The 25,152-nt window shown below is 66.4% G+C and carries 26 protein-coding genes; 16 read left to right on the top strand and 10 right to left on the bottom strand.

Going from position 1 to position 25,152, the window contains the following annotated elements; translation table 11 throughout:
- Nucleotides 1–134 precede the first annotated feature (134 nt).
- From AC1DYD_RS15940 to AC1DYD_RS15930, 3 genes are all read left to right on the top strand, one after another.
- The gene (locus tag AC1DYD_RS15940) at nt 135–1,052 is read left to right on the top strand and encodes a LysR substrate-binding domain-containing protein (protein WP_478173723.1); all 918 of its coding nucleotides are present in this window, start codon (nt 135–137) and stop codon (nt 1,050–1,052) included.
- Nucleotides 1,006–1,971 carry a pirin family protein gene (locus tag AC1DYD_RS15935; RefSeq protein WP_478173722.1) on the top strand — a complete coding sequence of 322 codons (966 nt, stop codon included), beginning with the start codon at nt 1,006–1,008 and terminating at the stop codon, nt 1,969–1,971. The genes AC1DYD_RS15940 and AC1DYD_RS15935 overlap by 47 nt, the downstream gene beginning before the upstream one ends.
- Before the next feature lie 99 nt (nt 1,972–2,070).
- The gene (locus AC1DYD_RS15930) at nt 2,071–2,817 is read left to right on the top strand and encodes a TetR/AcrR family transcriptional regulator (protein WP_478173721.1); all 747 of its coding nucleotides are present in this window, start codon (nt 2,071–2,073) and stop codon (nt 2,815–2,817) included.
- On the opposite strand, the gene AC1DYD_RS15925 is transcribed toward AC1DYD_RS15930, so the two are convergent.
- The 9 genes from AC1DYD_RS15925 to AC1DYD_RS15885 form a co-directional block, all read right to left on the bottom strand.
- Nucleotides 2,708–3,670, bottom strand: coding sequence for a LysR family transcriptional regulator (locus AC1DYD_RS15925; RefSeq protein WP_478173720.1), 963 nt, complete (start codon nt 3,668–3,670; stop codon nt 2,708–2,710). The genes AC1DYD_RS15930 and AC1DYD_RS15925 overlap by 110 nt on opposite strands.
- Before the next feature lie 24 nt (nt 3,671–3,694).
- On the bottom strand, nt 3,695–4,303 hold the full coding sequence (locus AC1DYD_RS15920) for an FMN-dependent NADH-azoreductase (protein WP_478173719.1): 609 nt from the start codon (nt 4,301–4,303) through the stop codon (nt 3,695–3,697).
- Between the two features lie 155 nt (nt 4,304–4,458).
- Nucleotides 4,459–5,247, bottom strand: a complete 789-nt coding sequence (locus AC1DYD_RS15915) for an enoyl-CoA hydratase/isomerase family protein (protein ID WP_478173718.1) — start codon at nt 5,245–5,247, stop codon at nt 4,459–4,461.
- Between the two features lie 31 nt (nt 5,248–5,278).
- A complete protein-coding gene (locus AC1DYD_RS15910; protein WP_478173717.1) occupies nt 5,279–7,003 on the bottom strand; it encodes a CocE/NonD family hydrolase in 1,725 nt (574 codons plus the stop codon).
- A gap of 226 nt (nt 7,004–7,229) precedes the next feature.
- Nucleotides 7,230–8,015 carry a pirin family protein gene (locus AC1DYD_RS15905; protein WP_478173716.1) on the bottom strand — a complete coding sequence of 262 codons (786 nt, stop codon included), beginning with the start codon at nt 8,013–8,015 and terminating at the stop codon, nt 7,230–7,232.
- Nucleotides 8,016–8,097: 82 nt separating this feature from the next.
- A complete protein-coding gene (locus AC1DYD_RS15900) occupies nt 8,098–9,012 on the bottom strand; it encodes a LysR family transcriptional regulator (RefSeq protein ID WP_478173715.1) in 915 nt (304 codons plus the stop codon).
- A gap of 42 nt (nt 9,013–9,054) precedes the next feature.
- Entirely contained in the window at nt 9,055–10,722 is a 1,668-nt protein-coding gene (locus tag AC1DYD_RS15895; RefSeq protein ID WP_478173714.1) for an AMP-binding protein, read from the bottom strand.
- 13 nt (nt 10,723–10,735) lie between these two features.
- A complete protein-coding gene (locus AC1DYD_RS15890) occupies nt 10,736–11,524 on the bottom strand; it encodes an enoyl-CoA hydratase/isomerase family protein (protein WP_478173713.1) in 789 nt (262 codons plus the stop codon).
- Between the two features lie 43 nt (nt 11,525–11,567).
- On the bottom strand, nt 11,568–12,170 hold the full coding sequence (locus tag AC1DYD_RS15885) for a MarR family winged helix-turn-helix transcriptional regulator (protein WP_478173712.1): 603 nt from the start codon (nt 12,168–12,170) through the stop codon (nt 11,568–11,570).
- Nucleotides 12,171–12,380: 210 nt separating this feature from the next.
- Here AC1DYD_RS15885 and AC1DYD_RS15880 point away from each other — a divergent pair, with 210 nt between their 5' ends.
- From AC1DYD_RS15880 to AC1DYD_RS15820, 13 genes are read left to right on the top strand one after another with little or no spacing between them, the layout of a single operon-like run.
- The gene (locus AC1DYD_RS15880) at nt 12,381–13,559 is read left to right on the top strand and encodes an ABC transporter substrate-binding protein (RefSeq protein ID WP_478173711.1); all 1,179 of its coding nucleotides are present in this window, start codon (nt 12,381–12,383) and stop codon (nt 13,557–13,559) included.
- 26 nt (nt 13,560–13,585) lie between these two features.
- Nucleotides 13,586–14,458: a branched-chain amino acid ABC transporter permease gene (locus AC1DYD_RS15875; protein WP_478173710.1), complete on the top strand. Its 873-nt coding sequence runs from the start codon at nt 13,586–13,588 to the stop codon at nt 14,456–14,458.
- Nucleotides 14,455–15,441 carry a branched-chain amino acid ABC transporter permease gene (locus AC1DYD_RS15870; protein WP_478173709.1) on the top strand — a complete coding sequence of 329 codons (987 nt, stop codon included), beginning with the start codon at nt 14,455–14,457 and terminating at the stop codon, nt 15,439–15,441. Before AC1DYD_RS15875 ends, AC1DYD_RS15870 begins: the two co-directional genes overlap by 4 nt.
- A complete protein-coding gene (locus tag AC1DYD_RS15865; protein ID WP_478173708.1) occupies nt 15,438–16,226 on the top strand; it encodes an ABC transporter ATP-binding protein in 789 nt (262 codons plus the stop codon). The genes AC1DYD_RS15870 and AC1DYD_RS15865 overlap by 4 nt, the downstream gene beginning before the upstream one ends.
- A complete protein-coding gene (locus AC1DYD_RS15860) occupies nt 16,219–16,914 on the top strand; it encodes an ABC transporter ATP-binding protein (RefSeq protein ID WP_478173707.1) in 696 nt (231 codons plus the stop codon). The genes AC1DYD_RS15865 and AC1DYD_RS15860 overlap by 8 nt, the downstream gene beginning before the upstream one ends.
- A 5-nt stretch (nt 16,915–16,919) precedes the next feature.
- Nucleotides 16,920–17,675, top strand: a complete 756-nt coding sequence (locus AC1DYD_RS15855; RefSeq protein ID WP_478173706.1) for an SDR family NAD(P)-dependent oxidoreductase — start codon at nt 16,920–16,922, stop codon at nt 17,673–17,675.
- An 11-nt stretch (nt 17,676–17,686) separates the two neighbouring features.
- Nucleotides 17,687–18,148, top strand: a complete 462-nt coding sequence (locus tag AC1DYD_RS15850) for a bacteriohemerythrin (RefSeq protein ID WP_478173705.1) — start codon at nt 17,687–17,689, stop codon at nt 18,146–18,148.
- An 11-nt stretch (nt 18,149–18,159) separates the two neighbouring features.
- Complete coding sequence (locus tag AC1DYD_RS15845) at nt 18,160–19,110, top strand: PDR/VanB family oxidoreductase (protein ID WP_478173704.1); 951 nt, start codon at nt 18,160–18,162, stop codon at nt 19,108–19,110.
- Between the two features lie 23 nt (nt 19,111–19,133).
- Nucleotides 19,134–20,438, top strand: a complete 1,305-nt coding sequence (locus tag AC1DYD_RS15840) for a Rieske 2Fe-2S domain-containing protein (protein ID WP_478173703.1) — start codon at nt 19,134–19,136, stop codon at nt 20,436–20,438.
- Between the two features lie 27 nt (nt 20,439–20,465).
- Complete coding sequence (locus AC1DYD_RS15835) at nt 20,466–21,734, top strand: Rieske 2Fe-2S domain-containing protein (RefSeq protein WP_478173702.1); 1,269 nt, start codon at nt 20,466–20,468, stop codon at nt 21,732–21,734.
- A gap of 13 nt (nt 21,735–21,747) precedes the next feature.
- Nucleotides 21,748–22,566 carry an SDR family NAD(P)-dependent oxidoreductase gene (locus AC1DYD_RS15830; RefSeq protein WP_478173701.1) on the top strand — a complete coding sequence of 273 codons (819 nt, stop codon included), beginning with the start codon at nt 21,748–21,750 and terminating at the stop codon, nt 22,564–22,566.
- Nucleotides 22,567–22,569: 3 nt separating this feature from the next.
- Nucleotides 22,570–23,514, top strand: a complete 945-nt coding sequence (locus AC1DYD_RS15825) for an alpha/beta hydrolase (RefSeq protein WP_478173700.1) — start codon at nt 22,570–22,572, stop codon at nt 23,512–23,514.
- Between the two features lie 3 nt (nt 23,515–23,517).
- On the top strand, nt 23,518–24,366 hold the full coding sequence (locus tag AC1DYD_RS15820) for a TIM barrel protein (RefSeq protein WP_478173699.1): 849 nt from the start codon (nt 23,518–23,520) through the stop codon (nt 24,364–24,366).
- A 54-nt stretch (nt 24,367–24,420) separates the two neighbouring features.
- Here AC1DYD_RS15820 and AC1DYD_RS15815 read toward each other — a convergent pair whose 3' ends face one another.
- Nucleotides 24,421–25,080: a MarR family winged helix-turn-helix transcriptional regulator gene (locus tag AC1DYD_RS15815; RefSeq protein WP_478173698.1), complete on the bottom strand. Its 660-nt coding sequence runs from the start codon at nt 25,078–25,080 to the stop codon at nt 24,421–24,423.
- Nucleotides 25,081–25,152 lie beyond the last annotated feature (72 nt).

Below are 25,152 nucleotides of genomic sequence, written 5' to 3'. Positions count from 1 at the left end.
TGCAGGTGTTGACGAAGCCCGATGATTCCCTCTGTTCGCCAACGCGACAATCGGGTCTGGTCGAACGCTGCGTTCTGCGCATGGAACGCACACACGCGAAAATTGCGGCAAGGCGTTCCGACAAGGAGACAACGATGGAGGACCTGAATGATCTGGCACTGTTCGCGATGGTCGTGGAGCATCGCGGCTTCAGTGCAGCCAGCCGCGAACTGGGCATTCCGAAGTCGCGCCTGAGCCGGCGCGTTGCCCAGCTGGAGGGGCGGCTCGGCGTGCGCCTGCTGCAGCGCAACTCGCGCAGCCTGACGCCGACCTCGGTAGGCCAGGCGTACTACGAGCGCTGCAGGGAAGTGGTCTCGCTTGCCACGTCGGCCAGCGACGTGATCGATGAGGCGCTTGCAGAACCCCAGGGCACGCTTCGAGTGAGCTGCCCGATCTCGCTGGCCCAGTTCTGGCTGACGCCGATTCTTCCGGTGTTCATGCGCGCGCATCCCAAGGTCGTGGTCTCGCTCGCGGTCACCAGCCGTCCCATCGATCCGCTCGATGAATCGATGGACGTGGTGCTGCGTGTGCGTCGTCCGCCCTTCGGGAACTCGGGCCTGATCGTCCGTCCCCTGGCGCGGACCGCCGACGTGCTGGTCAGCAGTCCCGCCCTGCTGGCGCAGTACGGCGAGCCCTCGAGCATCGGCGAACTTCAGCATTGGCCCACACTGTCGATGCCGGCGGCCGGAGACCGGTACAGCTGGCGTCTTCGCGGCATAGGTGGTGTGGCGCAACTGGTGCATCGCCCGCGGCTGATCACCGATGACATGTTCGCCCTCAAGTCCGCCGCGCTGGACGGGATGGGCATCGCGCTTCTGCCGCCGATGATCTGCGCGGCAGAACTCGAAGCGGGCACTTTGCGCGCGATCCTGCAGGATTGGTCTGCCGAGCCCGGCGAGATCCAGGCGGTGTTCCCGTCGCGACGCGGAATGCTTCCGGCGGTGCGCGCGTTCGTCGACTTCCTTGTTGCGCATCCTCCAGGTCGGTCATTCCCTCCGTCCCGGGAGGAGTGAAATCCCGGCGGGCCGGCTACCGCAGAGAAGGTCCGAGCCCTATATTGAGGTCATGGATACACAGACCGAGACACCGATTCAGCCAGCAACCGTCGTTCACCGGGCCATCGCCTATCGCAGCCGGGGCGAACGAAGCCATGGACCGATCACCCGCTTGATGAGCCCTTCGGACGCGGGCGAGTTCCTCAAGCCGTTCGTGTTTCTCGATCGCATCGACGGCACGGACCTGTCCCGGTTCCAGACCGATGGATTCGGGCTGCATCCTCACTCGGGCATCGCGACGCTGACCTGGCTGTTCGAAGGCTCGGCCAACTACGAGGACAACATGGGCCGGCGTGGACAGCTCTCTGCCGGATGGGTGGAGTGGATGCACGCTGGCGGTGGCGCCTGGCACGGGGGCAATTTCGGCGATTCCGACCGCCTGCGTGGCTTCCAGTTGTGGGTTGCATTGCCGGCTCCCGGCGAACTGGGCGAGGCGTACAGCACGTACGTGGGTCCCGATCGCCTTTCCACCGAAGGACCCGTGACGGTTCTGCTCGGTGAATACGGCCAGGCGAAAAGCCCGATCGTCTCGCCGTCGTCCATCAACTACTTCGCGGTCTCGCTGAAGGCCGGAGAGCCCTGGCAGTACAGGCCACCGGCCGGCCATTCGGTGGCATGGGCCGCGGTGAGCGCGGGCGCGCTTCGCTCGCCCGAATCCATCCATGCCGGCGAAATGGTGGCTTTCGAGAAAGGCGAGAAGCCCATCGACTTCGTCGCCGTCGAGGACACCCAGTTCGTGTTGGGATCGGCGGTCAGGCATCCGCATGACCTTGTACTGGGCTACTACTCCGTCCACACCAGCGAAAAGGCGCTCGAGCAAGGTGAAGCGCGGATCCGGGAGATCGGCATCGGCCTTCGCGCGCAAGGCAGGCGCTGAGGGACGTCGCCACGCGTACCGCGTGTGCTAGCGTCTCGCAAAATGCGAAGCACGAAAACCTCGACAGCTCAACGGGGCCGCAAGCCGGACACGCCTGACATGGCGGCGGATGAAGCACCGCGCAAGCGCGGTGAACAGTTGCGCGCGCACGCCACCCGCGCGGCCATCCTCGAAGCGGCGCTCGCGGAGTTTGCCGACAAGGGCTTCCAGGCGGCCAGCATCCGAACCATCGCCGAACGCACCGGCATCCGGCATCCGCTGATCACCTATCACTACCCGAGCAAGGATCTCCTGTGGCAGGCCGTCGCCGAGGACACCTTCGAGCGGATACGCGAGGAATGGGATCAAGGAACCCCGCTCGAGGCCAGCCTTCCAGCGATCGAGCGGCTGCGCGCCGAATATCGAGCCTTGTTCCGGCATACGGTGACGTTCCCCGAATTCCACCTGTTCATGCGACAGGAAGCATCGACCGGCAATCCGCGTCTGCAGTGGATGGCTGAGAAGGTGCTCAAGCCGCTGATCAGCCGCCTGCTTCCACAGATCATGGCCGCGCAGGCGGAAGGTGATCTGCCTCCCGGCGAGCCGCTCCTGTTTCACTACATGATGGTGAGCCTCACGGCGACGCTGTCCGAATTCGGGCCGGAGATGCACGCGACACGCCGTCTGTCGGCGACCAGCCCGAAGGTCGTCGAAGCGTACTGGGCCCTCGTGGAGCGCACGGTGTTTGGACAGGGAATCAGGAGCGACGCGAATCATCCTGGCGTTCGAGGCCGGGGAGCGCCGCGCCGGCTTGGCCTTCGCCCACCAGCCCTTCCGCGACCATCTTCGACACCGCGAACTCGATGAACGCGCTGACGGCGCGTGGCAGCTGGCGTCTGCTGAGATAAACCAGGTAGAGGTCGAGTCCGTTGACGCCGTGACCGGGCAGCACTTCCTTGAGCTGGCCGCTGCGGATGGGGTCCGACGTCATCACCTCGGGCAGCAGCGCGATGCCAAGTCCTGCCAGGGACGCCTTCAACAGGACGAGCGCGGAGTTGGCGTGGAAGCGGCCATGGACGTGGACCTCTTCCGGACCGTTCGGTCCGTCAAGGTGCCAGACCGTGCGGCCGTGGGTTTGCGGCGGCATCGCGAGGCAATCGTGCGCGGCCAGGTCGTCCAGGGACGTCGGCATGCCGTGCGAGGCCAGGTACGAGGGGCTTGCGACCATGCTGACCCGGTTGCTGCCGATGCGCCTTGCAACCAGCGTCGGCTCGGTCACCTTTCCGCCGCGGATGGCCACGTCGATGCCCTCGGCGATCAGGTCTGCGCGTGCATCGCTGAGAGCAAACTCGAGACGAACCTTCGGGTGCGTCGCGAGAAACTCCGCGACCCAGTCGAGCTGGAACCAGTTGAGGAAATCCGCCGGCGCCGCAACACGAACCCGTCCGCTCGGCGTCCGGCTGCCTTCGGACAATTCGAGGGCCGCCTCGGAGAGGGTGTCGACCTGATCCGCGCAGCGCGCGTAGAAGTTCTCGCCGGCATCCGTCAGCGTCAGGCGCCGGGTCGAGCGGTGCAACAGGCGCACGCCGACTTGCGCTTCGAGCTGCTGGATCCGGCGGCTTGCCGAATTGGCAGGCATGCCAGTGCGACGCGCCGCCTCGGCAAAGCTGCCCGCCTTGACGACCTGCACGAACAAGGCGATGTCGTTCAGTTCGATCATGGGCTGGCCAGCCTGGAAACGCTTCTACGCGAACGCCGCGGCGATCTCGCCGTGGGCGCTTTCCAGGGCCTTGGCGCGTGGTTCGTCTCCCGTCGCCAGCCCCTCGGCCCGGATGAACTGGATGTCGGTGATACCGAGGAAACCGAACACGCTCTTCAGATAGTTCTCCTGATGGTCGAACAGGGCAGCAGGTGTGTTGCTTCCATAGAAGCCGCCACGTGATGACGCAATCAGCACCTTCTTGCCTCCAGCCAGCCCTTCAGGGCCCTTTTCGGTGTAGCGGAATGTCTTGCCCGCCACCGCAATGCGATCGATCCAGGCCTTGAGCTGGCTCGAAATGCCGAAGTTGTACATCGGCGCACCGATCACGACAACATCGGCCGCGAGGAAGCTCTCGAGGTCTTGCAGGCCGATATCCACGTCCTGCTGAAGCGCGGAGGACTCGGGCTTCACACCCTGTCCCGCTGCGAGATGTGCGCTCGTGAGGTGGCCGACGGGCTCGGCGACGAGGTCGCGATAGGTGACTTGTGCGTCGAGGTGCTTGGCGCGCGCCGCTGTCACGAGCTTTGCGGTGAGCTGGCGGCTCACCGAGCCTTCGCCAAGAATGCTGGAGTCAATGTGAAGCAGTTTCATGATGTCGATCCGTGAGAGTTGAGGGTGGGTTCTGCCGAACCCTCCAGATGTGAGAAGGCTCGAACAGAATCAAATGTGCGGACCGACTGCTTCTGCCACTAGGCGGTCGGCTCGGATTTCACTCGTCCAGTTTTGGACGTGAGGTGATGCTTGCGCTACTTGCCTTCGAAGGTCATCTCGGAGGGTTCCTTGTCCTCGTCGAAGGCCTTGGCCGTGTGGAGAAACCCGCGCTGCACATCCTGCGTGTGGAAGAGCTCCATCGTGACGTCCGGCATCACCGCGTCGGCAGCAGTGATGCCGCCGCCCGACCAGGTTTTCAGGATCGTGCGCGTGGCCATGTACGAGCGGGTGGGCCCGCTCGCAAGACGCTGGACCAGTGCTTCGGCCTGCGCCTCGAGCCGCGATTCCGGCACGACGTGCGTGGCGATGCCCAACTCTCCGGCTTCCTTGCCGAGAATCGGATCGCCCAGCATGGAGAACCTGGAGGCGCGCGAGCGCCCCACGCGCTCTGCGAGGCGCTGCAAGGCACCGGCGATCGGCAGCATTCCCGTCGTCACCTCGACGCAGCGGAAGACGGCGGCCTCCTCGGCGACGATGAAGTCGCAGGCGAGTGCGAGCTCGAAGCCGCCGCCGAACACCAGGCCGCGCACGACCGCGACGGTCGGCACGCGCAGCGCTTCGATCGCGCGATAGGACGCGTTCACATCGGCAACGAAGGTGCGAAACCAGTGGATGTCCTTGCCCGGCCACTCGCGGACTTCGCCACCCATGCTGAAGTTCGGGCCCTCGGCGCGGACGACCAGGACCCGAACGTCGCTTTCGCTCGCAGCATGCACGGCCTCGCGAAGGGAGACCGCGTACTGGTGGTCGATGCGGTTGTACGGGGGATTGGCGAGCACGAGGTTGCCGATGCTGCCGTGACGTTCGAAACGGATGGTGCTCATGGCGGGTTCTCTCTGGGTTGGATGCGGCGTATCAGCCGGGGATGATCGGCAGCAGCAGATGCGAAGGCCTGTCGGCGTCGCGGTAGACGCGATGGGTCACCGTCTTGCTGCTGCACACGTGATAGGGGATGTATTCCACGTTGGTCATCGCGCCGGTGCCCGTCGGGACATCCATGCTGGCGATCTCCAGGCAGATCCGGTGGCCGGCCTTGAACTGATTGGCCGTGGCCATGATCTCGATCCTGTACTCGACGACGTCGCCGGGCTTCACCGGCGCGATGGCTTGGCGCGTGAGCTTGTGGAACGGCTTCCATGGCGTCGAGCGCTTCTCGTCGAGTGCGCGGTACGACGCCTTGAGCCAGCCGCGGGTGAGTTCCCTTTCAGGAAGGTCGGAGGGCACGTCGCGTTCGCCTTCTCGTGCCGTGCGCACCGAGACGTCCGGTCCGACGTCCTTGAGGATGACGATCCAGTTCGTGTCTTCCTGGTCGATGGCCGCATGCAAGGTGAGGGAGATGGGGCCGGCCACGGTGACATCGTGCGGAAGTGGTTCGGTCATGTAGCGCAGGCGCTCGACCTTCGTGGTGCGCGTCACCGGCATCTGCGTGAACACATCCGGCTCGCGCGCTGAGGCGCCGAGTTCGGCGATGGGGCGGGGCGCTTCGGTGGTCAGCGTTTCCCAGTGCGAGAGGTAGTACTTCTTCCACTGCGTCTCGGGCAGCGGCCAGTCCTGGCCCGTGCGCCACTCGTTGGCGCCCATGAGCCAATAGCGCACCGGCGGTTCATCGATGATCCCGGTGTTCTGGCCCTTGAGCCAATGGTCGTACCAGCGAAGGATCTCGTCGTGGTGCTGGTGGAAGGGGCGCTCCAGATGCGCAGGCCCGGTGAAGAGCAGCTTCTTCGGCTGCTGCACGTTCCGGAAGTAGTTCTGTGCGCCGAGCCAGTGAAGCTTGTAGGTGTACGCATAGGCGCCGGAGCCGGTGTAGAAGGGGATCCTGATCTTCTTGAAGGTCTCTTCCGCGCGCTCGATCACACCTTCGGCCTCCCAGGGCTGGGTCATCATGAGGTACATCACGAAGGTGCGCTGGCCCTTCTGCGTGAGGATGTTGTAGAGGTTGGCGTACTGCTTGAAGTCCGGGTTGCGCATCGCCTCGCGCCACAGCGCTTCCTGCTCCGGCGCAAGCTCCGTAGGCACGTCGCGCGATTCGTGGACCGTGCTGAAGACATCGAGCAGGTAGGGGAAGGTGTGGACCACGCCCCCGGGGTTGAAGTCCCGAAAGCCGAACATCCCGCCGTAGGCGCTGCAGGCGTCGTAGGGAAAGATGGCCTTGAGCGCGGGATGCCCCTGCGCTGCCGCGCGCCACTGCTCGCCGGCGTAGCCGGAGATGCCCACCATGCCCACTTTTCCGTCGGACCAGGGCTGCTGGGTGATCCACTCGATCGTGTCGTAGTGGTCGGTGTCCTCGTGGCCGTAGTGGCCCTCCGACTTCGCGGACCCGCGCGGCTGTGCGATGACGTGGACGTAGCCGTTGGCCACGAACCGGCGTGTGTCTCCCGCCTCGATCGGCCCGAACCACAGCGGCGCGTGGGCCGGCTGCGGCGGCAGGACGTCGGTCATGTCGGGCCCCTGGATGTCCTTGTTGTGCAGCGCGCATGCGTACAGTACGGGGTACGGGCCAGGCGCGTCGGGCCGATAGACGTCCACAGCCAGGCGGGTTCCGTCGCGCATGGTGGCGATGAGGTCGCGTTCTTCAATCATTGCAGTGGTCTCCTGTCTACGAGTCGCAGTCGGTCGTTTTCACAAACAGTACGTTCGTAAAGTATAGGAAGAGTTTCTCCAAACGACCGTTGCTGATGCGGCAACGATGCGTTGTTGCCAATGGCGCTGGTTCCGTACAGGCCTTCCGCCTAGATTTGCGTCGCCCTCGCCGTGCGAGACGCGCATGGCCATTCCGCAATTTCGGCGGGGCGCGAGCTGCGCAGTTTCAGCGCACCTCGACCATCACCACCTCGGCATCCGCCGTGGCTTCAATGACCACCTGCGGGACCTCCCGCACCGCGACGCCGTCACCGGCGTCCACCGCCTCACCGTTCACCTGCAACGTTCCCGATGTAGCCACCAGGTAGGCCTGGCTGGATGGTGAAAGGGAGTGGCTGACGGTCTCGCCTGCCTTCAAGGTGACGCCCATGACCCGTGCATCGGCCCGGATCGGCAATGCTTCATCGTCGCCTGGAAAGCCACTCGCCAGCGTGACCAGTTGACCCGCCCGATGCGTGCGCGGAAATGGCTTCGACTGCCAGCGAGGCTCGGCGCCGGGCCGGTTGGATGCGATCCAGATCTGGTAGAGCTTCAGCGGTGTTTCCCCGCGATTGAACTCCGCGTGCCGGATGCCGGACCCGGCACTGATGACCTGAACGTCGCCGGCATGGGTGCTGCCTTCGCCGCCGGTGCTGTCTCGATGCGAGACCGCGCCCTCGCGAATGTAGGAGACGATCTCGACGTCGCGATGGCCATGCATCGGGAAGCCGGTTCCCGGTGCGATCTCGTCGTCGTTCCACACGATCAACGGTCCCAGGGGTTGATGCGCGGTATTGCCCGTCGGTGTCACGATGAAGTGATGGCGTGCCTTGAGCCACCCGATGTCGTGCGCATCGAGTTGGCCTTTCCGTCTGTGCTGGATCATGGTGTCGAAGTATTGATGCGGAGACACCCGAGCATAGGATTGGCTATCGATATGCCAACCCCGCGTGGCGCAACGGACCTGTGCCACGAATAGAACGGGCTGTGCGCATCAGCGGGCCGCACGAGAGCGCGGCTTCGTCGTTCCATCCGCGACAAGGCAGATAGCGCGACTACTGGAACTGCGGTCCCTTGAAGCCTTCCGCGAGGGCATCCAGCAGGGCGCGCACGGCCGGCAGCATGCCCTTTCGAGAGGGGAAAACGGCATGGACCACACCGGTCTGAGTCGTCCATTTCGGCAACAGGCGGACGAGTTGCCCGCGCTCGATCTCCCGATGGACCATCTGCTTGGGCAAGTGCGTGGCGCCGATGCCTTCTACAGCCGCATCACGCAGCGTGATCAGGTCGTCCGTCACAAGGCGTGGACGGTGCGTGATCGTTCGCGTGGTGCCGTCCTTGGCGGTGAACTGCCACCTGTAGCGCCGGCTCGGGTTGGTCATGGCCAGCGTGGGATAGGGGCTCAGGTCCTCCACCGTCTCGATCGGGCCGAACTGCTCGAACAGGGCCGACGATGCCACCAGGACGAACTCCGACATGGCCAGCGTGCGCATGGCCAGGTCGGAATCTTCGAGCGGCGGCAGCCGGACGCGCAGCGCGATATCGTAGCCTTCCTCCAGCACGTCGACCCGGCGTCCGGTGGGGTCGACGGAGATCTCGACACCAGGGTTCTTGGCGAGGAACTGGGCGAGGATGGTCGAGACGCCGCTGTGCAGCAGGCCCGGCGGGCAGCTCATGCGGACCAGTCCTCGCGGGGCGCCCAGTGCCTGCGTGATGGTGTCGCGCGCGGACTGGACCTCAGTCAGCACGGCGCGACAGTGCGCGTAGAAGGCCTTGCCCGATTCAGTCAGCGAGATGCTGCGCGAGTTCCGGTTGAGCAGCCTGACCTCGAGCTCGCGCTCCAGCGCGGAGATGCGCCGGCTCAGCTTGGAGGTCTGCAGGCCCAGGTCCCTCGCCGCCGCGCTGAAGCCGCCGGCATCCACGACCGCGGCGAAGAAATACATGTTGTTCAGGTCGTTGATCGGCAGCATGGGACGGCAGAAGGTGCACTGAAGCCAATGGGGTGCCCCAGCTTACGCCGTCTTCTCCTGCGCCAGGCCGAGTTCCGTCATCATCAGCTCGCGAATCCTGAACTTCTGGATCTTGCCGGTCACCGTGGTCGGGAAGGTGTCGACGACCCGGACGTACTTCGGCACCTTGTAGTGGGCGATCCGGCCCGTGCAGAAGGAGCGGACCTCTTCCTCACCGAGGAGCTGGTCCGCCTTCGGAATGATCCAGGCGCACAGCTCCTCGCCATAGTGCCTGTCGGGCAGCCCGACGACCTGGACATCCTGCACCTTGGGATGGGTGTAGAGGAACTCCTCGATCTCGCGGGGGTAGATGTTCTCGCCGCCCCGGATCACCATGTCCTTGATCCGGCCGACGATGTTCACGAAGCCATCGTCGTCCATGGTGGCGAGGTCGCCCGTGTGCATCCAGCCGTCCGCATCGATCGCATCCCTGGTCTTCTCCGTGTCGCCCCAGTAGCCCTGCATGACGGAGTAGCCGCGCGTGCAGAACTCGCCGGTCTGGCCGCGCACAACCGTGGCGCCCGTCTCCACGTCGACGATCTTGATCTCAAGGTGCGGCTGGACCTGCCCGACGGTCGTCACGCGGCGCTCGAGCGGCGTGTCGGTCGTGCTCTGGCAGCTGACCGGGCTGGTCTCCGTCATGCCGTACGCGATGGTTACTTCGCGCATGTGCATCTGGTCGACCACGCGCCGCATGACCTCGATGGGGCAGGCGGTGCCTGCCATGATCCCGGTGCGCAGGCTCGAAAGATCGAACTCCTGGAACCGCGGGTGGTTCAGCTCGGCGATGAACATCGTCGGCACGCCGTGCAGCGCCGTGCAGCGCTCGGCCTGGACGGCTTCCAGCACGCTGAGCGCATCGAAGCCGTCGTTCGGATAGACGATGGTGCAGCCATGGGTCACGCACGCGAGGTTGCCCAGCACCATCCCGAAGCAGTGGTACATCGGCACCGGAATGCAAAGCCTGTCCTCCGGCGAGAGCTTCATGCACTCGCCGACGAAGAAGCCGTTGTTGAGGATGTTGCGGTGGGTCAGTGTGGCGCCCTTGGGGAAGCCTGTGGTGCCGCTGGTGAACTGGATGTTGATCGCATCGTCGGGTCGCAGCGTTGCCTGCACATCGCGCACGCGCGGGTCGGCCGGGTCGCCGCTCGCCAGCAGCTCGGAGAACCGTTGCGCACCCGGCTCGTCGGCTGCGCCGGGCTCGCTGTCGATCCACCAGATGTATCGCAGCTGCGCAAGCCGCTCGCTGCCCAGCTCGCGCAGCATGTCCATGTACCGGCTGGTCTTGAAGCGGGGCATGGTGACGAGCGCCTTGCAGCCCACCTTGTTCAGCACGTACTCGACCTCCGATGTGCGATACGCCGGATTGATGTTCACCAGAACCAGGCCCGCCTTTGCCGTCGCGAACTGCATGAGCACCCAGGCAAGGTTGTTGTGCGACCAGATGCCGATGCGGTCGCCGGGCTCGAGCCCGGCACGCAGCAGCGCGCTGGCGAGGCGGTTCGATTCCTCGCGCAATTGGCCGTAGGTCATGCGCCGGTGCTCGTGGCGGCTGACCAGCGCCGGATGGTCCGGCTGCCGCAGCGCCACTGCATCGAAGAAGTCGCCGATGGTCTGCTCGATCAGCGGGGTATCGCAAGCGCCTCGCTCGCAGGAAATCTGGTTGCTCACGGGCAGTCTCCAATCAGCGGCCGAGGAAGACGACCGGCTCGGGCTCGACACCGCGCTTCATCGCTTCGGCACGCGCCGTGCGGCCACGCCGAGCGTCTTCTGTGTTGTGCAGCGGCATGGTCAGGTCGAGCAGCACCGAGTCCGCGCCCGGCACACCGCCCGCAGCCCAGGCCTTCAGCAGTGCACGAATGGCTGCGTAGGAGCGGGTGGGACCATTCGCAAGGCGCGTCACCAGCTCCGATGCGGTGGTCTCCACATCATCTTCAGGAACGACGAACGCGGCAACGCCCAGTTCGCCCGCGGTCGCGCCGGACATCGGCTCGCTGAGCATGATGTAGCGCGCGGCGCGCGAGCGGCCCGCACGCTCGGCCAGGCGCTGCACGCCGCCGGCGACCGGGGCGGTGCCGACCGAGGGTTCGATGCAGCGGAAGGAGGCGTTGTCCGCAGCCACGATGAAGTCGCAGGCGAGGGTCATCTCGAAAGCACCGCCCCAGGCCTTGCCGCGCACTGCACAGACGGTGGGGATCTGCAGTGCCTCGATCGTACGATACGAGTGATGCATCTCGCTGATGAAGGTCCGCCAGTCGTTGAAGTCCTTGTCGATGAAATCGAGGATGTCACCGCCCTGGCTGAAGTTCGGGCCTTCGCCGCGAATCAGCAGCGCGCGAATGTCCGATTCGCTGGCCCGGTGGATGGCCTCTCGCAAATGGTCCGAGAACTCGTTCGTGATGAGGTTGAGGGGAGGATTCGAAAGCACGATGTGGCCGACGGATTCCTGACGTTCAAAGCGGACGACTGTCATGAGGGATCTCCAGAAGTTGAGGGGTTGGAACTTGATACGGGTTTCAGTCCGGCTCGGCCGGATCCAGCTGGTCTTCGAGTGCACTCAGGGTTCGTAGCGCGAAGGCGGCGCCGGCCTGCCTGTCCGCGTCGGTGAACTGCTGCATCGCGGGCGCGAGGACGGAGTGGCGCGCGAGGCTTTCCACGGCTTCTTCCACCACTTGCAGGCCGGAGCGGGTCAGCCGGATCAGGAAGCCGCCGTGATGGCCCGGATCGGGCTGGCGCTCGACATACCCGGCCGTCGCCAGGCGGTCGATCTTCTTCGTCATGGCACCGGACGTGACCAGCAGCGCACGGAAGAGATCGGTCGGACGCTTCACGTAGGGGAGGCCGCCGCGCCGTAGCGCGAGCAGGACACGCATGTCGCTGCCGCTGACGCCGTAGGCATCGCGGCACATCCGGTCGTATGCGCGATCGACCAGCGTCCCGAGACGCATGAAGTAGATGGCCAGCAGGAAGTTGTCGAGCTCGAGTCCGCCTCGCTCGCGCTGCCATTGAAGGGTGACCAGTTCGACCAGGCTTGGCGCCGGTGCTGCGACGGCGCGGCCCGCCGGGCTCCGGGGGCGCCGGGTCCATGCATCTGAGTCTGGTGTCGCAGGGAGTTGCATCGCTGTAGATCTTCCGTGGAAGCTATTCTGTGATTTGTTGGCTCGTGATGCAAGCGACGAATTATCTCTGTACGCAAGTCTGACGTAGGGATTAAGGGTTAATCCTAGTGCGGTCTGGGTGTTCATCAAATATCTTCCATGGAAGACGAACGTGAATTGAGCCGGAAACCCACGTTCGACGAGCAGACCGACCATCGGAGACAACGTCAGATGAACTCAGCGCTTACCCACCTTGGCCGTATCGGCGGCGCCTTGTCACTCACTGTCGCGTGCGCCGTTCACGCACAGGACGTCGTGAAGATCGGCTTCGTCGGTCCCTACACCGGTCCTTTCGCGGTCGCGGGGCAGGGCTACAAGCAAGGCGTCGATGCCTACATCGCGCTTCATGGCGACCAGGCCGGTGGCCGCAAGGTCGAGGTGATCTACCGCGACAGCGCCGGCGCAGACCCGACGCTGGCGAAGCGCCTGGCCGAGGAGCTGATCGTCAAGGACAAGGTGAAGATGCTCGCGGGCTTCTATCTCAGCCCGGAAGTGGCAGCGACTGCGCCGGTGGCGAACACCGCCAAGGTGCCGCTCTTCATCGTGAATGCCGCGACGCCCGGGCTGCTGAAGATGTCGCCGTACTTCGTGCGGGTGGGTCAGTCGATCAACCAGCCCGCAGAGCTCGCGGCCACGCACGCGCGCCAGCAGGGCAAGTCGCGAGGCTATGTCGCCGTCGCGGACTACGGACCGGGGCATGTCGTCGAAGAAGCGTTCAGCAATCGCTTCACCGCGGAAGGCGGGCAGATGGTCGGAAGCGTGCGCATTCCGCTGAGCACCGCCGACTTCGCCCCGTTCGCGGAGCGGATCGCCAACGCGAACCCTGACGTCCTGCAGGTCTTCCTGCCTCCCGGCGCCGCCGCGGTCGGCTTTAGCAAGGCACTGGCCGCCCGCGGCCTGACGCAAAAGCTTTTGATCATCGGCCAGGGCGAGGCCGAAGACGGGGAGCTGCCGCAGTTCGACGACTCGATCATCGGTTTCAAGTCGATCCTCTATGTCGACGCGACCGCCAAGAATCCGGAGAACCTGGAATTCACGGGGTGGCTCACCAAGAACGCAGGGGCCAATGCGCGCCCGAACTCCTTCAACGTGGGTGCGTACGACACCATGCGCCTGGTCTACAAGGTCCTCAACGACCAGGCCGGCAAGCCCTTCGACAGCCAGGCCGCGCTCAACTCGCTCGCGGGGTACAGCTTCAAGAGCCCGCGGGGTCCGGTGACGGTCGACGCCACTTCCCGCGAGCTCGTGCAGAACTTCTACTTGCGCGAAGTCGTCAAGTCGGACGACGGCGTCAAGCGCAATCGAATCATCCGGGTGTGGGAGCAGGTCAAGCCCACGCCGGCGAAGTGAGCGGGCCCCAAGCACAGCTGCACGCCATGGCCGCCGCTACCTTCATCCTCCTGTATGGCCTGTCTTACGGACTGGTCCTCTGCCTCATCGCGCTCGGGCTGGTGATCACGATGGGCCTGATGCGGGTCGTCAATCTTGCGCATGGTGCGTTCGCAGCAATCGGCGGCTACGTCGCGATCCTGCTGATGCAGCGGGCCGGATTGCCCTACGTGATAGCGGTGCCGCTCGCCGTGCTGGCGGTCGCCGCATTCGGCGTGCTGGTCGAGCGGCTGATCTACGTGCGGCTGTATTCGATGAACCAACTGGACCAGGTGCTCGTCACGATCGGCCTGAACCTCGTGACGGTGGCGCTCCTGTCGATGACGTTCGGACCCAACATCGTCCGCCTCGAACTGCCGGCGATGCTGAGAGGAAACCTGGACCTGGGCTTTCGTGAGTTCGAGATCTACCGGGTGTTCGCCGCTGTCGTGTGCGGGGTTGTGATCGCGGGGCTGTGGTGGATGTTCGAGCGGACTTCCACCGGCGCGCGGCTGCGTGCGGCCGTTGACAACCAGAGCATGGCTCAGGCGACGGGAATGAACGTCCCGAGGCTGTTCTCTGCAGTCTTCGCGCTGGGTTGCGGCCTCGCGGCGTTGGGTGGCATCCTGGCCGCGCCGATGCTGCCGATGGAACCGATGTGGCCGCTGAAGTACCTGGTCCTGGTGCTCGTCGTCGTCGCACTGGCGGGCCATGGGCAGGTGACGGCGTCCGTCGCCGTGGCCGCGATCGTCGGCGTCGTCGAGACGGCGGGCCGCTACCTGTTTCCTCAGTACGGAGGCTTCGTCATCTACCTCCTGCTGATTTCGCTGATGGTTGCGCGGCCGGACGGCCTGCTGGTCGGACGTGCGGGGAGGGCATGAACATGAGACCAATTCCCGCCGAATCGATCCTCCATCGCCACCGTTGGAGCGCCGGCGAGTTCGCCTGGTTCGCCGCCGCGCTGGCTTGCTTCTTCGCCTTCCCCGAATACCTCACGCTTGGCACTTCCGTGCTGGTGATGGTGCTGCTGGTCCTGTCCTATGACCTGCTGCTCGGCTTCTCCGGCGTGCTGTCGCTCGGGCATGCGGTGTACTTCGGCCTGGGCGCCTTCGTTTCGGGCTGGATGTCCCTCGCAGGGTGGACGGACCCTGTGGTCGATGCGTTGATCGCCGCTGTCGCGGCAGCTGCGGCGGCGGCCCTGGTCGGTCCCTTCCTGCTGCGGCTGACCGGGCTGCCCTTGCTCATGGTCACGCTGGCGCTCTGTGTGCTGGTCTTCGAGGCGGCGCATCAGGCGACGCGGATCACGGGCGGCGACGACGGTCTGTCGGGCATCCAGTTCGGCGCCATCCTCGGCCTCTTCGAGTGGGGGCTCGGCGGCGCCACGAGCTACCTCTATGTGCTCGCCTGGACGGCTTTGCTGTACGTCCTCATGAAGCGCCTCGTCGCATCGCCATTCGGCGTGATGCTGCAGGGCGTGCGCGAGAACCCGAAGCGCATGCGACTCCTGGGCAACCGAGTGCTGCCCCACCTGGTGATCGCCTACGCGATCAGCGGCGGCATCGCCGGACTCGCCGGCGCGCTCTTCACGCAGGCCAACGCCTTCGTGGGTCTCGGCGTGCTGTCGCTGGAGACCTCGATCGACGTGCTCGTGATGCTCGTGCTGGGCGGCGTCGGAACGCTCTACGGCGCGTTCGTCGGTGCACCGGTGTACATGGTGCTCAAGCACTTCGCGTCCCAGTGGAGCCCGTTCTCCTGGATGCTGCTCATCGGGCTCCTGCTGATCGCGGTGGTGATTCTCGGTCGCGGAGGCCTTGTCGGCACCGCGAGGGCCCTGATCGCGCGCATGCGCAAGGTGCAGCCATGACGCGCGATGCGATCGCCCTCGAAGCGCACGGGCTGTCGAAGCGGTTCGGCGCGCTTCACGTCACGCAGGACGTCAGCCTGACGCTGGAGGCCGGTGCCCGCACGGCCCTGATCGGCCCGAACGGTGCCGGCAAGACCACCCTGGTGAATCTGCTCACCGGCGTGCTGCGCGCCGATGCCGGAAGCCTGCGCCTGTTGGGTGAGGACGTGACCGGCGCGAGCTCGGCCTCGCGAACCCGCAAGGGCCTGGTGCGCACCTTCCAGATCTCCAGCCTGTTTGCGCAACTGAGCGTCTTCGAGAACGTCTTCATTGCGGTCGCCCAGGCGGCCGGGCGAGGCTTCTCGCTGTGGTCGCCAGCCGTGCGCGAAACGGAACTGCTCGAGCGGGCCGAAGCCCTGATCCTTCATCTCGATCTGCAGTCCGATATGCACCGCAGGGTCGGCGAGATCGCCTACGGGCGGCAAAGGCTGGTGGACATCGCGATCGCACTGGCCCTCGAGCCGAAGGTGCTGCTCCTGGACGAGCCGGCGGCGGGCATCCCGAGCACCGAGCTCGGCCTGCTACACGCGGCGCTGGACGCGCTTCCCGCGGAGATCGCCGTGCTGATGATCGAGCACGACATGCACATGGTGCGCCGCTTCGCGTCCCGGGTGGCAGTGCTCGTCAACGGTTCCCTGCTGATGTGCGGTGAGCCGCGCGAGGTCATGTCGCATCCGCAAGTGCAGGCTGTCTACCTGGGTAGCTCGGGCCGGCAGCGATTCGAAGGGAGCCTGGCCCATGCTTGAAGTTCGCAACCTGAGTGGCGGCTGGGGCCCGACGCGCGTCGTCGAGGACCTGAGCTTCGCGCTGACGCCCGGGGAGACCGTGGCGATCGTGGGACGCAACGGCGTCGGCAAGAGCACGCTGCTCGAGCTGCTGGTCGGCCGTGCGCGGCACCGCGGCGGCGCCATCGTGCTGAACGGTGCCGACATCGCGCCGCTGGCCACCCACGAGCGGGCCCGCCGGGGGCTCGGCTTCGTGCCGCAGTCCCGCGAGGTGTTCGCGAGCCTCACGGTGACCGAGCACCTGGCGATCGCGCAGCGCCCGGGAGCCTGGACCGCTCAGCGTGTCGTCGAGCTTTTTCCGCGGCTCGGGGAGCGGCTGTCGAGCTTCGGCCCGCAACTGTCCGGCGGCGAGCAGCAGATGCTGGCCATCGCACGCGCGCTGCTCGGCAATCCGGGCGTGCTGCTGATGGACGAGCCCTTCGAAGGGCTGGCGCCGATCGTCGTCGAGCACCTGGTGCACAGCATCCGGCGGATCGTCGAGATGGGTTCGATGGCCCTGCTGCTGGTGGAGCAGCGGGTGGACATCGCGCTCGAGCTGTCCCACCGCTGCCTGGTCATGGACCGCGGACGCATCGTGCACGAGGGCGAGAGCGCGTCGATGTCGCGGGACGAAGCCGGCATGGCCGCGCTGATGGGCCTTGGGGAGTGAAGCACATGAGATTCGACAACAAAGTGGCCATCGTCACCGGATCCGAAACCGGCATCGGGCGCGCCATCGCGCGGCGATTGGCAGAAGAGGGCGCATGCGTGGTGCTGGCGGACATTCGCGATGCCGGTCCGGTCGCGCACGCGTTGCGCGCCGAGGGCGCCCGCGCCGTGGCATGGAACGTGGACGTATCGGACGAGGCCTCGGTCCAGGCGATGGTCGACGCCACCCTGCGCGAATTCGGCAGGGTCGACGTGCTGGTGAACAACGCGGCGATCGCTTCCGCCCTGCGGCTGCGGCCCTTCGAGCAGATCACGGTGGCCGAATGGCGACGGATGCAGGACGTCAATGCGATGGGCCCGTTCCTGTGCGCTCGCGCCGTCGCGCCCCATTTGCGACAGCAGCGCTCTGGACGCATCGTCAACATCACGTCGGGGACGGCCTTCAAGGGCGCGCCGCTGATGCTGGACTACGTCGCCAGCAAGGGGGCGGTGATGACGATGACGCGCGCGCTGGCGCGCGAACTTGGGCCCGACTTCATCACGGTGAACGCCGTCTCGCCGGGCTACACGCTGAGCGAAGGCAACCTGGCCAACGAGGCGCTTCACAAGGCCTACCAGGCGGCGGCCATCGCATCGCGGGCCCTGCCGCGCGACGCCTGGCCCGCGGACATCGTGGGTGCGGTCGCGTTCCTGGCAAGCGACGACGCCGCTTTCATTTCAGGACAGATCCTGGCCGTCGACGGCGGCTCCGTCTACCACTGAGGTCGATCGATATGAGCGAGAACATCTTTGCCTGGAAGGACGCGTACGAGGTGGGTCACGACGACATGGACGCGACCCACAAGGAGTTCGTCTCGTGCGTGGACGCCCTGCTGGGCGCCGCCGATGACGAACTGGCAGTCCGTCTTGAAGCTTTCGCAGACCACGCGCATCGCCACTTCGCCGAGGAGGACGACGCGATGCGACGCGGCGCCTACAACGCCGGCGGCTGCCACATCGAGGAGCACGCGGCCGTCCTGCGCTCGCTCGACCAGGTGCGGGAGGCCTTGCGCGAGGGGCGGCTCACGGTCGTGCGGACATTCGCCAGGGCACTGGCCGGCTGGTTCCCGGAACACGCGCGCGTCATGGACCTGGGCCTGGCGCGCTGGATGGTGCAAGAGAGGCTGGGCGGCGCGCCCGTCCTCGTCCAGCGCCGCAACGCACCCAAGGTGCATCAAGCCATTGGAGTTCAATGATGGAAGCACTCATGCGAGTGAAAGTCAGCGCCCGCCGGGAGCTGGCCGAAGGCACAGCCGGTTATGAGTTGGCCCCTGTGAACGGGCGTGCGCTGCCGCCGTTCGAGGCCGGCTCTCACATCGATGTGCATCTGCCAGGTGGGCTGGTGCGCCAGTATTCCCTGCACGACCTGCCGAGCGAGCCTTCGCGCTACCGCATCGGCGTGCTGCGGGAGCCGGCATCGCGCGGCGGCTCCGCCACGCTCGTGGACCGCGTCCAGGTCGGGGACGAGTTGGACGTCAGTGTTCCTCGCAATCACTTCGCGCTCGACAAGAGCGCCGAGCGGACGATCCTGCTGGCCGGTGGCATCGGCATCACGCCGATCCTGTGCATGGCGCAGCAGCTCTGGCGGGAGCAGCGGCCCTTCGAACTGCATTACTGCGGAAGAACCATCGGCCGCATGGCCTTCGTCGAGCGCCTGCGGGGCAGCCCCTATGCCGGCCAGGTGCAAGTCCACGTCGACGACGGGCCGAAGGCGCAGCAGTTGGACGCTGCCGCCGTGATCGGATCGCCGAACGCCGGGGTCCATCTCTTCGTGTGCGGCCCCACCGGATTCATGGACCATGTCCTCCAGTCCGCGCGCGAACTCGGCTGGAAGGAGCCGCAGTTGCACCGCGAGTACTTCGCCGCTGCGCCGATCGATCACTCCGCCGACGGGCCCTTCGAGATCGAGCTGAAGCGCAGCGGCGCGCTGATCCAGGTCGCTGCCGACAAGAGCGCCGCGCAGGCGTTGCGCGATGCCGGCGTGACCGTCGAGGTCTCTTGCGAGCAAGGCGTCTGCGGCACTTGCGCCACCCGTGTGCTGGCCGGCCTGCCGGACCACCGCGACCTCTACCTCACCGATGCCGAGCACGAGCAGAACGACTGCTTCACGCCGTGCTGCTCGCGTGCGCGCACGCCCCGGCTCGTGCTCGATCTTTGACCACCCCACAGAAAGGAACTCCCATGTTGAGCAAGCAGGACAACGAAACGATGTGCCGCACCGGACCGGGCACCCCGATGGGCGACGCGATGCGGCGATTCTGGATGCCGGTCGCGCAAGCCACCGACCTGCCCGAGCCGGGCGGCGACCCGAAGGTGGTCGAACTGCTCGGCGAGCGCTTCCTCCTGTGGCGCGACGGCGAAGGCCGGCCGGGCCTGTTCGACGAGGCCTGCCTGCACCGGGGTGCATCCCTCCAGCTGGCCCGTGCCGAGCCCGAGGGGCTGCGCTGCATCTACCACGGCTGGAAGTTCGCCGTCGACGGCAAGGTGCTGGAGACGCCCAACATCGCCGATCCGCGCTTCAAGGAGCGGATCAAGGGCCGCGCGTACCCGGTCAAGGTGGCAGGCGGGCTGGTGTGGGGCTACCTGGGGCCGAAGGACAAGATGCCCGAGTTTCCGGACTACCCCTTCATGGAGCAGCCGGACGAGCGCCGCATCAACGTGATGGCCATCATCAACTGCAACTACGCGCAGGTGATCGAAGGTCTGGTCGATTCCTCGCACCTGACCATCCTGCACGCCGGCGGCCTGGCGGCCACGAATGACGTCGACACGGACTTCGCCAAGAAGACGACCCACATGCAGTTCGATGCCTCGCCCGACATCGAGGCGGACGAGACCGACTTCGGCTTCCACTACGTGGCGCTTCGCACCGTGGGCGACAAGCGCATGGCGCGCATCGCCTCGTTCATCGCGCCGTGCTTCCTCTGCAACGCGAACGGCGATCTCTGGTTCGCGATGGTGCCGGTCAACGACGAGCGCTGCAACTTCTATCACGTGTGGTGGCATCCCGAGAACGCGATCGGCAACGAGCCGCAGCGGGCCCAGCATCTCGCATTCGTCGGGCTCGACGAGCCCACGCTCGAGCGCTTCGGCATGACACCCGACACCTGCGACACCGATGCCGCGATGAGCTGGCGCAACGGCTATGGGCAGGACCGCGCGGCGCAGCGGGCAGGGCACTTCTCTGGCCTGCACTCCTTCACGCAGGAGGATGCGGGCTGCACGATTTCGAGCGGCCCCATCCGCGACCGCTCGCGCGAGATGCTGTCCACGGCGGACCTCGCGATCGCGCAGCTCTACCGCAGCCTGCTCGCCTGCGCCAAGGGCGCGCGCGACGGCAGCGCCATACCCGCCCTCGACGCCGAGGTCGGGCGCGTGGTCGGCACCTCCGGCGAGATCGATGTCGACCAGGATTGGCGCAGCCTCGTGCCGCACCACAGGATTCTCTCGAGCCCGCGTCGCCCCGCTGCACGCGCGGCGGCCTAACGAAACAACTCATCACAGGAGTCGGCCATGCTGAACCGCCAACACAACGAACTTCTTTGCCGGGTGGGCCCGGAAACGCCCATGGGCACCATGATGCGCAGGTACTGGCATCCCGTCTGCACTTCCGCGCAGTTGTCCGAGCGGGATGCCGCGCCGCTGCGTGTGCGCCTGCTCGGCGAAGACTACGTGGCCTTCCGCGACAGTGAGGGACGCGTCGGCGTCATGGAAGAGCTCTGCATGCACCGCGGCGCATCGCTGGCGCTGGGGCGCGTAGAAGAGGGCGGCATCCGCTGCCTCTATCACGGCTGGAAGTTCAGCGTGGACGGCGCTGTGCTGGACACGCCCAACCATGCGGACCCCAAGTACCGCGCGAAGATGAAAGCCCCGGCATTCCCCGTGCGGGAGGAGGGCGGCATCGTCTGGGCCTACGTCGGCCCGAAGGAGCTGGAGCCGGCGTTCTCGCGCCATGCGTTCATGGACGCCGAGCCTGCGCACCGTGTCGTGCTGCGGGTCAACGTCAACTGCAACTATCTGCAGCTCGTGGAGGGCGGCGAGGATTCGTCGCACGTCGGCGTGCTGCACACCAACATGGCCCGGCCCGGCTGGAAGGACAAGGAGTTCACGCGCAACGCGGACGTGGTCAATCCCGCGGCCCTGGCGTCGAACGACCTGGAGCCCAGCCTCAAGATCGAGGACACGGCCTTCGGCTTCCAGTACGTCGCGCTGCGCAAGACGGACGAGCCGGGGACGAGGAATGCGCGCGTCGTGCCTTTCATCGTGCCCTATGGCCGCGTCATTCCGGCAACGGCCTTCCTGTTCACTGTGCTGGAGGTGCCCGCGGACGACACGCACACCAGCACCTACATCATCGTGCACGGCAACTCGCCGGTGACCGAAGAAAAGATCCTCGGCCTTCTGGGGCTGGACAACCCGAAATACTACGACCGCAAGAACTGCGTCTTCACCGCGACCTGGGCCGAAGCCTTCGGCCAGGACCGCGAGCTGATGAAGGAAAGCTGGACCGGCCTGAAGGGCGTGGAGATCGAGGACGCCGCGATCGCGCTGTCGCAGGGCCCGCTGTACGACCGCTCCAAGGAGCACCTGGTGCCCGCCGACCAGGCCGTCATGCGGGTGCGGCGCGTGCTGCTGGATTCCGTGCGGCGTGTGTCGGAAGAGAAGCCGCCGCTGGGGGTCGGGCTGGACCTCTCGGGAGTCAGTGCGTGCGATGCCACCTTCCCCGAGGGCACTGTCTGGCAGGACCTGCTGCCCGCGCACCGCGAAGTCGTTGCGGCCTGAGGAGCATGCCGTCATGACCACGGATACCCCCGACTACAGCGTTCCCGACTATCTCAAGCAACTGCGGCTGGATGGCAAGGCCTTCGTCTTGCTCGGCGCCGGACAGGGCATCGGCGAAGCCACTGCGCACGCACTGGCCCAGGCGGGCGCCCGCGTGCTGTGCGTTGATCGAGAGGAGGAACTCGCCGCCCGCATCGCGAAGGAGGTGAACGGCGTCGCCTTTGCAGGTGATGTCACTTCGCGCGAGATCATGCAGCGCGCGTTCGATGCCGCGGTGCGCAGCTTCGGCGAGGTGCACGGCATCGTCGATATCATCGGCATGGCCGATCTGCGCCCGCTGGTGGAGTTCGACGATGCAGCCTGGAGCCGGCAGTTCGACGTGGTCGTGCGCCATGCCTTCCTCGCGGTGCAGATCGGCGGCGAGCTGATCGCCAAGGCCGGCGGTGGAACGATCACCTTCGTGGGCTCGGTGGCCGGCGACCGGATCATTCCAAGGGAGACAGCCTACGCCAGCTCGAAGGCGGCCCTGCATCACTTCGTACGTGGCGCCGGCGCGGAGTACGCGCCGCGCGGTGTTCGGGTGAACGCGGTGTCGCCCGGGTTCGTGCGGACCCCGCGGCTGAACCAGATGCTCGGCGACGAGGCGTGGCGCGCAGTCGGCGAGGCGATCCCGATCGGCCGCGCCGCGATGCCAGCGGAGATCGCAGGTCCGCTGCTTTTCCTCGCGTCCGGGCTCAGCGCCCACATGACGGGCCAGGTCATCGTGGTGGATGGCGGCTCCACCAACCTCACGCCGTTCCCGAAAGTGTTCGGCGCGCCGAAGAAGGCCTGAGCCATGTCCGCGAGTTCCAAGGACATTCACCCGGCGCTTCGTGAACTGGCGAGGCGCGCCGTGGACCAGCCGAGCCTTGCGCAGGTGACGCCCGCCGAGGCTCGCGCGGGGATCGAGGCGCGGACCGCCAGCCGGCCTCCAGGACCGCCGGTCGCACGGGTGCAGGAGCTGGCCATCCCGGGACCGGGCGGGAGCATTCGTGCCCGCCTGTACGACCCCGGGTCGGCGCCCGGCGTCGTCGTCGCTTTCCATGGTGGCGGATGGCTCATGGGAAGCCGCGACAGTTTCGACGCGATTTCCCGCCACCTGGCCGTGGAGTCCGGGCTGATGGTGGTGAACGTGGACTATCGGCTCGCGCCCGAGCATCCGTTTCCGGCGGCTTTCGAGGATGCGTGGGCTGCCGTCCGGTGGGTGGCTGCGCAGGATGCGGAGCAGGGGTGGCCTGCGGACCGCCTGACGGTCTTCGGCGAATCAGCCGGCGGCAACCTGGCGGCCGCGGTTTGCCTGATGGCACGCGATCAGGGAGGGCCGCGCATTTCGGGCCAGGCGCTGGTCTATCCGGCCACGGATGCACGCCTGATCGCCCCCGCCCTGGACACCTACGCAGAAGGATTTCTGCAGCGCGGTGCCGACGTGCGCTACGCCTTCGAGACCTATGCGCTGAGCCATGGCGTCTCGCCCAATGACTGGCGCCTGTCGCCGCTCCTCGCACCAGGTCACGAGGGGCTGCCGCCGGCCCTGGTCCTCACCGCCGAATGCGACGCGGTCAGGGACGACGGCGAGGCGTATGCGGCCAAGCTGGCGGCGGCGGGGGTCGATGCCACCTGTGTGCGCTATCTCGGGATGCTGCACACCTTCATCGGCATGCGCGCGAGCCTGGGCGCAGCGGCGCTGGCGCAACGCCAGGTGGCCGACGCGCTTCGCGGCTGGGTCGCGGGCGCGGATTGATCCATGAACTGGCGCCTTCGCTACGCCCCGCACCTCGGCTACCGGCCGCCATTCCGTCCGCAATTCGGCGGTCTTGTCGGGACGGATGACCGGGTGGCGCATGTCCGTTTCGCTGCAGAACAAGGTCTCGCGGGGGTCTTGTATGCCTCGGCGCGATCCCGTCCCGTGCAGGAGCAGGAGCGCGTCGGGCGCGCCCTTGCGGATGCAGGTCTCGAAGCGGGTTGCCTGCTGTACACGGGCTTCGAACAGATTCGCGATACGCGCTGGGGGCGCACCGGGCGCGAGGCGCGCGATTGGATCGGGGCGGAGCTGAGATCGGCGGTCGAAGCGGCGGAGCGCGTGGGCGCCACGCGGCTGGTCGTGCTGGGCGGATCGGACCCCGCAGTGACGCGGGAGGCCCAAGTGGAAGCCTTCGTCGACAACCTCCGCTTCGGCGCTGATCTCGCGGGCCGCGCCGGCATGGTGCTGTGCCTCGAAACGCTGGACCGGCAGCGCGTTCCGGGCATGCTCCTGCATCACATCGCGGACGCCCAAGCAATCGTCAGGCGTGTCGCGCATCCTCATGTGCGGCTCGTTTTCGACACGGCGCATGTCCACGCCATGGATGGTGACGTGGTGAGCCGCCTGACGGAGGTCTGGGATGCGGTCGAGGTCATGCAACTGGCGGACAGTCCCGGTCGGCTTCAGCCCGGAACCGGGGAGATCGACTTTGCGGGTGTCCTGCGTCTTGCGGCCACTCGTGGCTACGCGGGCCTCGTGGAGCTTGAATACGACTGGCATCCGCCCGGCGCAGCCACCGAGCGCGCCGGCCTGGAGGCCCTGCGCCGCCTCGATGCCGCTATCGCGATCTAGGCGCCAACTTCATCATCTGCTTCCGAGGAAGATCAGTTGCGCCGAAGCAGAACGCTACTTCTTTCGAGAACGTGGGGAGGGGGTTTCATCCTCCGCATCGGGCTCTGCAAGACCGGCATGCTCCAGGCCAGCGAGCACACGCAGGGCGAACCTTTTTATCGCTTCGCGCTCGGCCGGTGCGAACTGCGACATGGCAGACTTGATGACCGACTCCTTGGCGAGGTGCTCGACCACCTCTTCGACGACCTGGAGGCCCTTGCGGGTGAGCCGTATCAGCACGCCGCCGCCGTGTCCGGGGTCCTGCATGCGCTCCACCAGGCCGCATTCGAGGAGGCGGTCGACCTTCTTCGTCATGGCGCCGGAGGTCACGAGCAGCGCGCGGAACAGGTCAGTTGGCCGCTTGGCGTAGGGCGGGCCGCCCCGCCGAAGCGCCAGAAGGACGCGCATGTCCGAGCCACTGATCCCGAACCGGCGCTCGCACATCCGCCCGTACGCACGCTCGATCACCGTTCCGAGCCGCATGAAGTAGATCGCGAGGAGGAAGTCGGACAGGTCGAGGTCGCTGCGCTCGCGCTGCCACTGGATGGTGATGAGTTCGATCAGGCTGCCGCCGGGAGGCATCGGCGTTGCGTGGCCCACCGCGGGATCGGCGGTGCGATCGCGTGGGGCGGAAGAAGATTTTCGTGCGGTGGCGCCGGCGGCGTTCCTGGCCATGGGGGGTCCTTCGTTCTGTCAGCGGCAATGATACGTTGCAGCGCCGGGACTTCTTCCGCGGAAGCTCCGGCC

The organism is Variovorax sp. P4_B11 (assembly GCF_056402355.1).
This window is presented reverse-complemented; position numbering and strand designations above follow the sequence as displayed.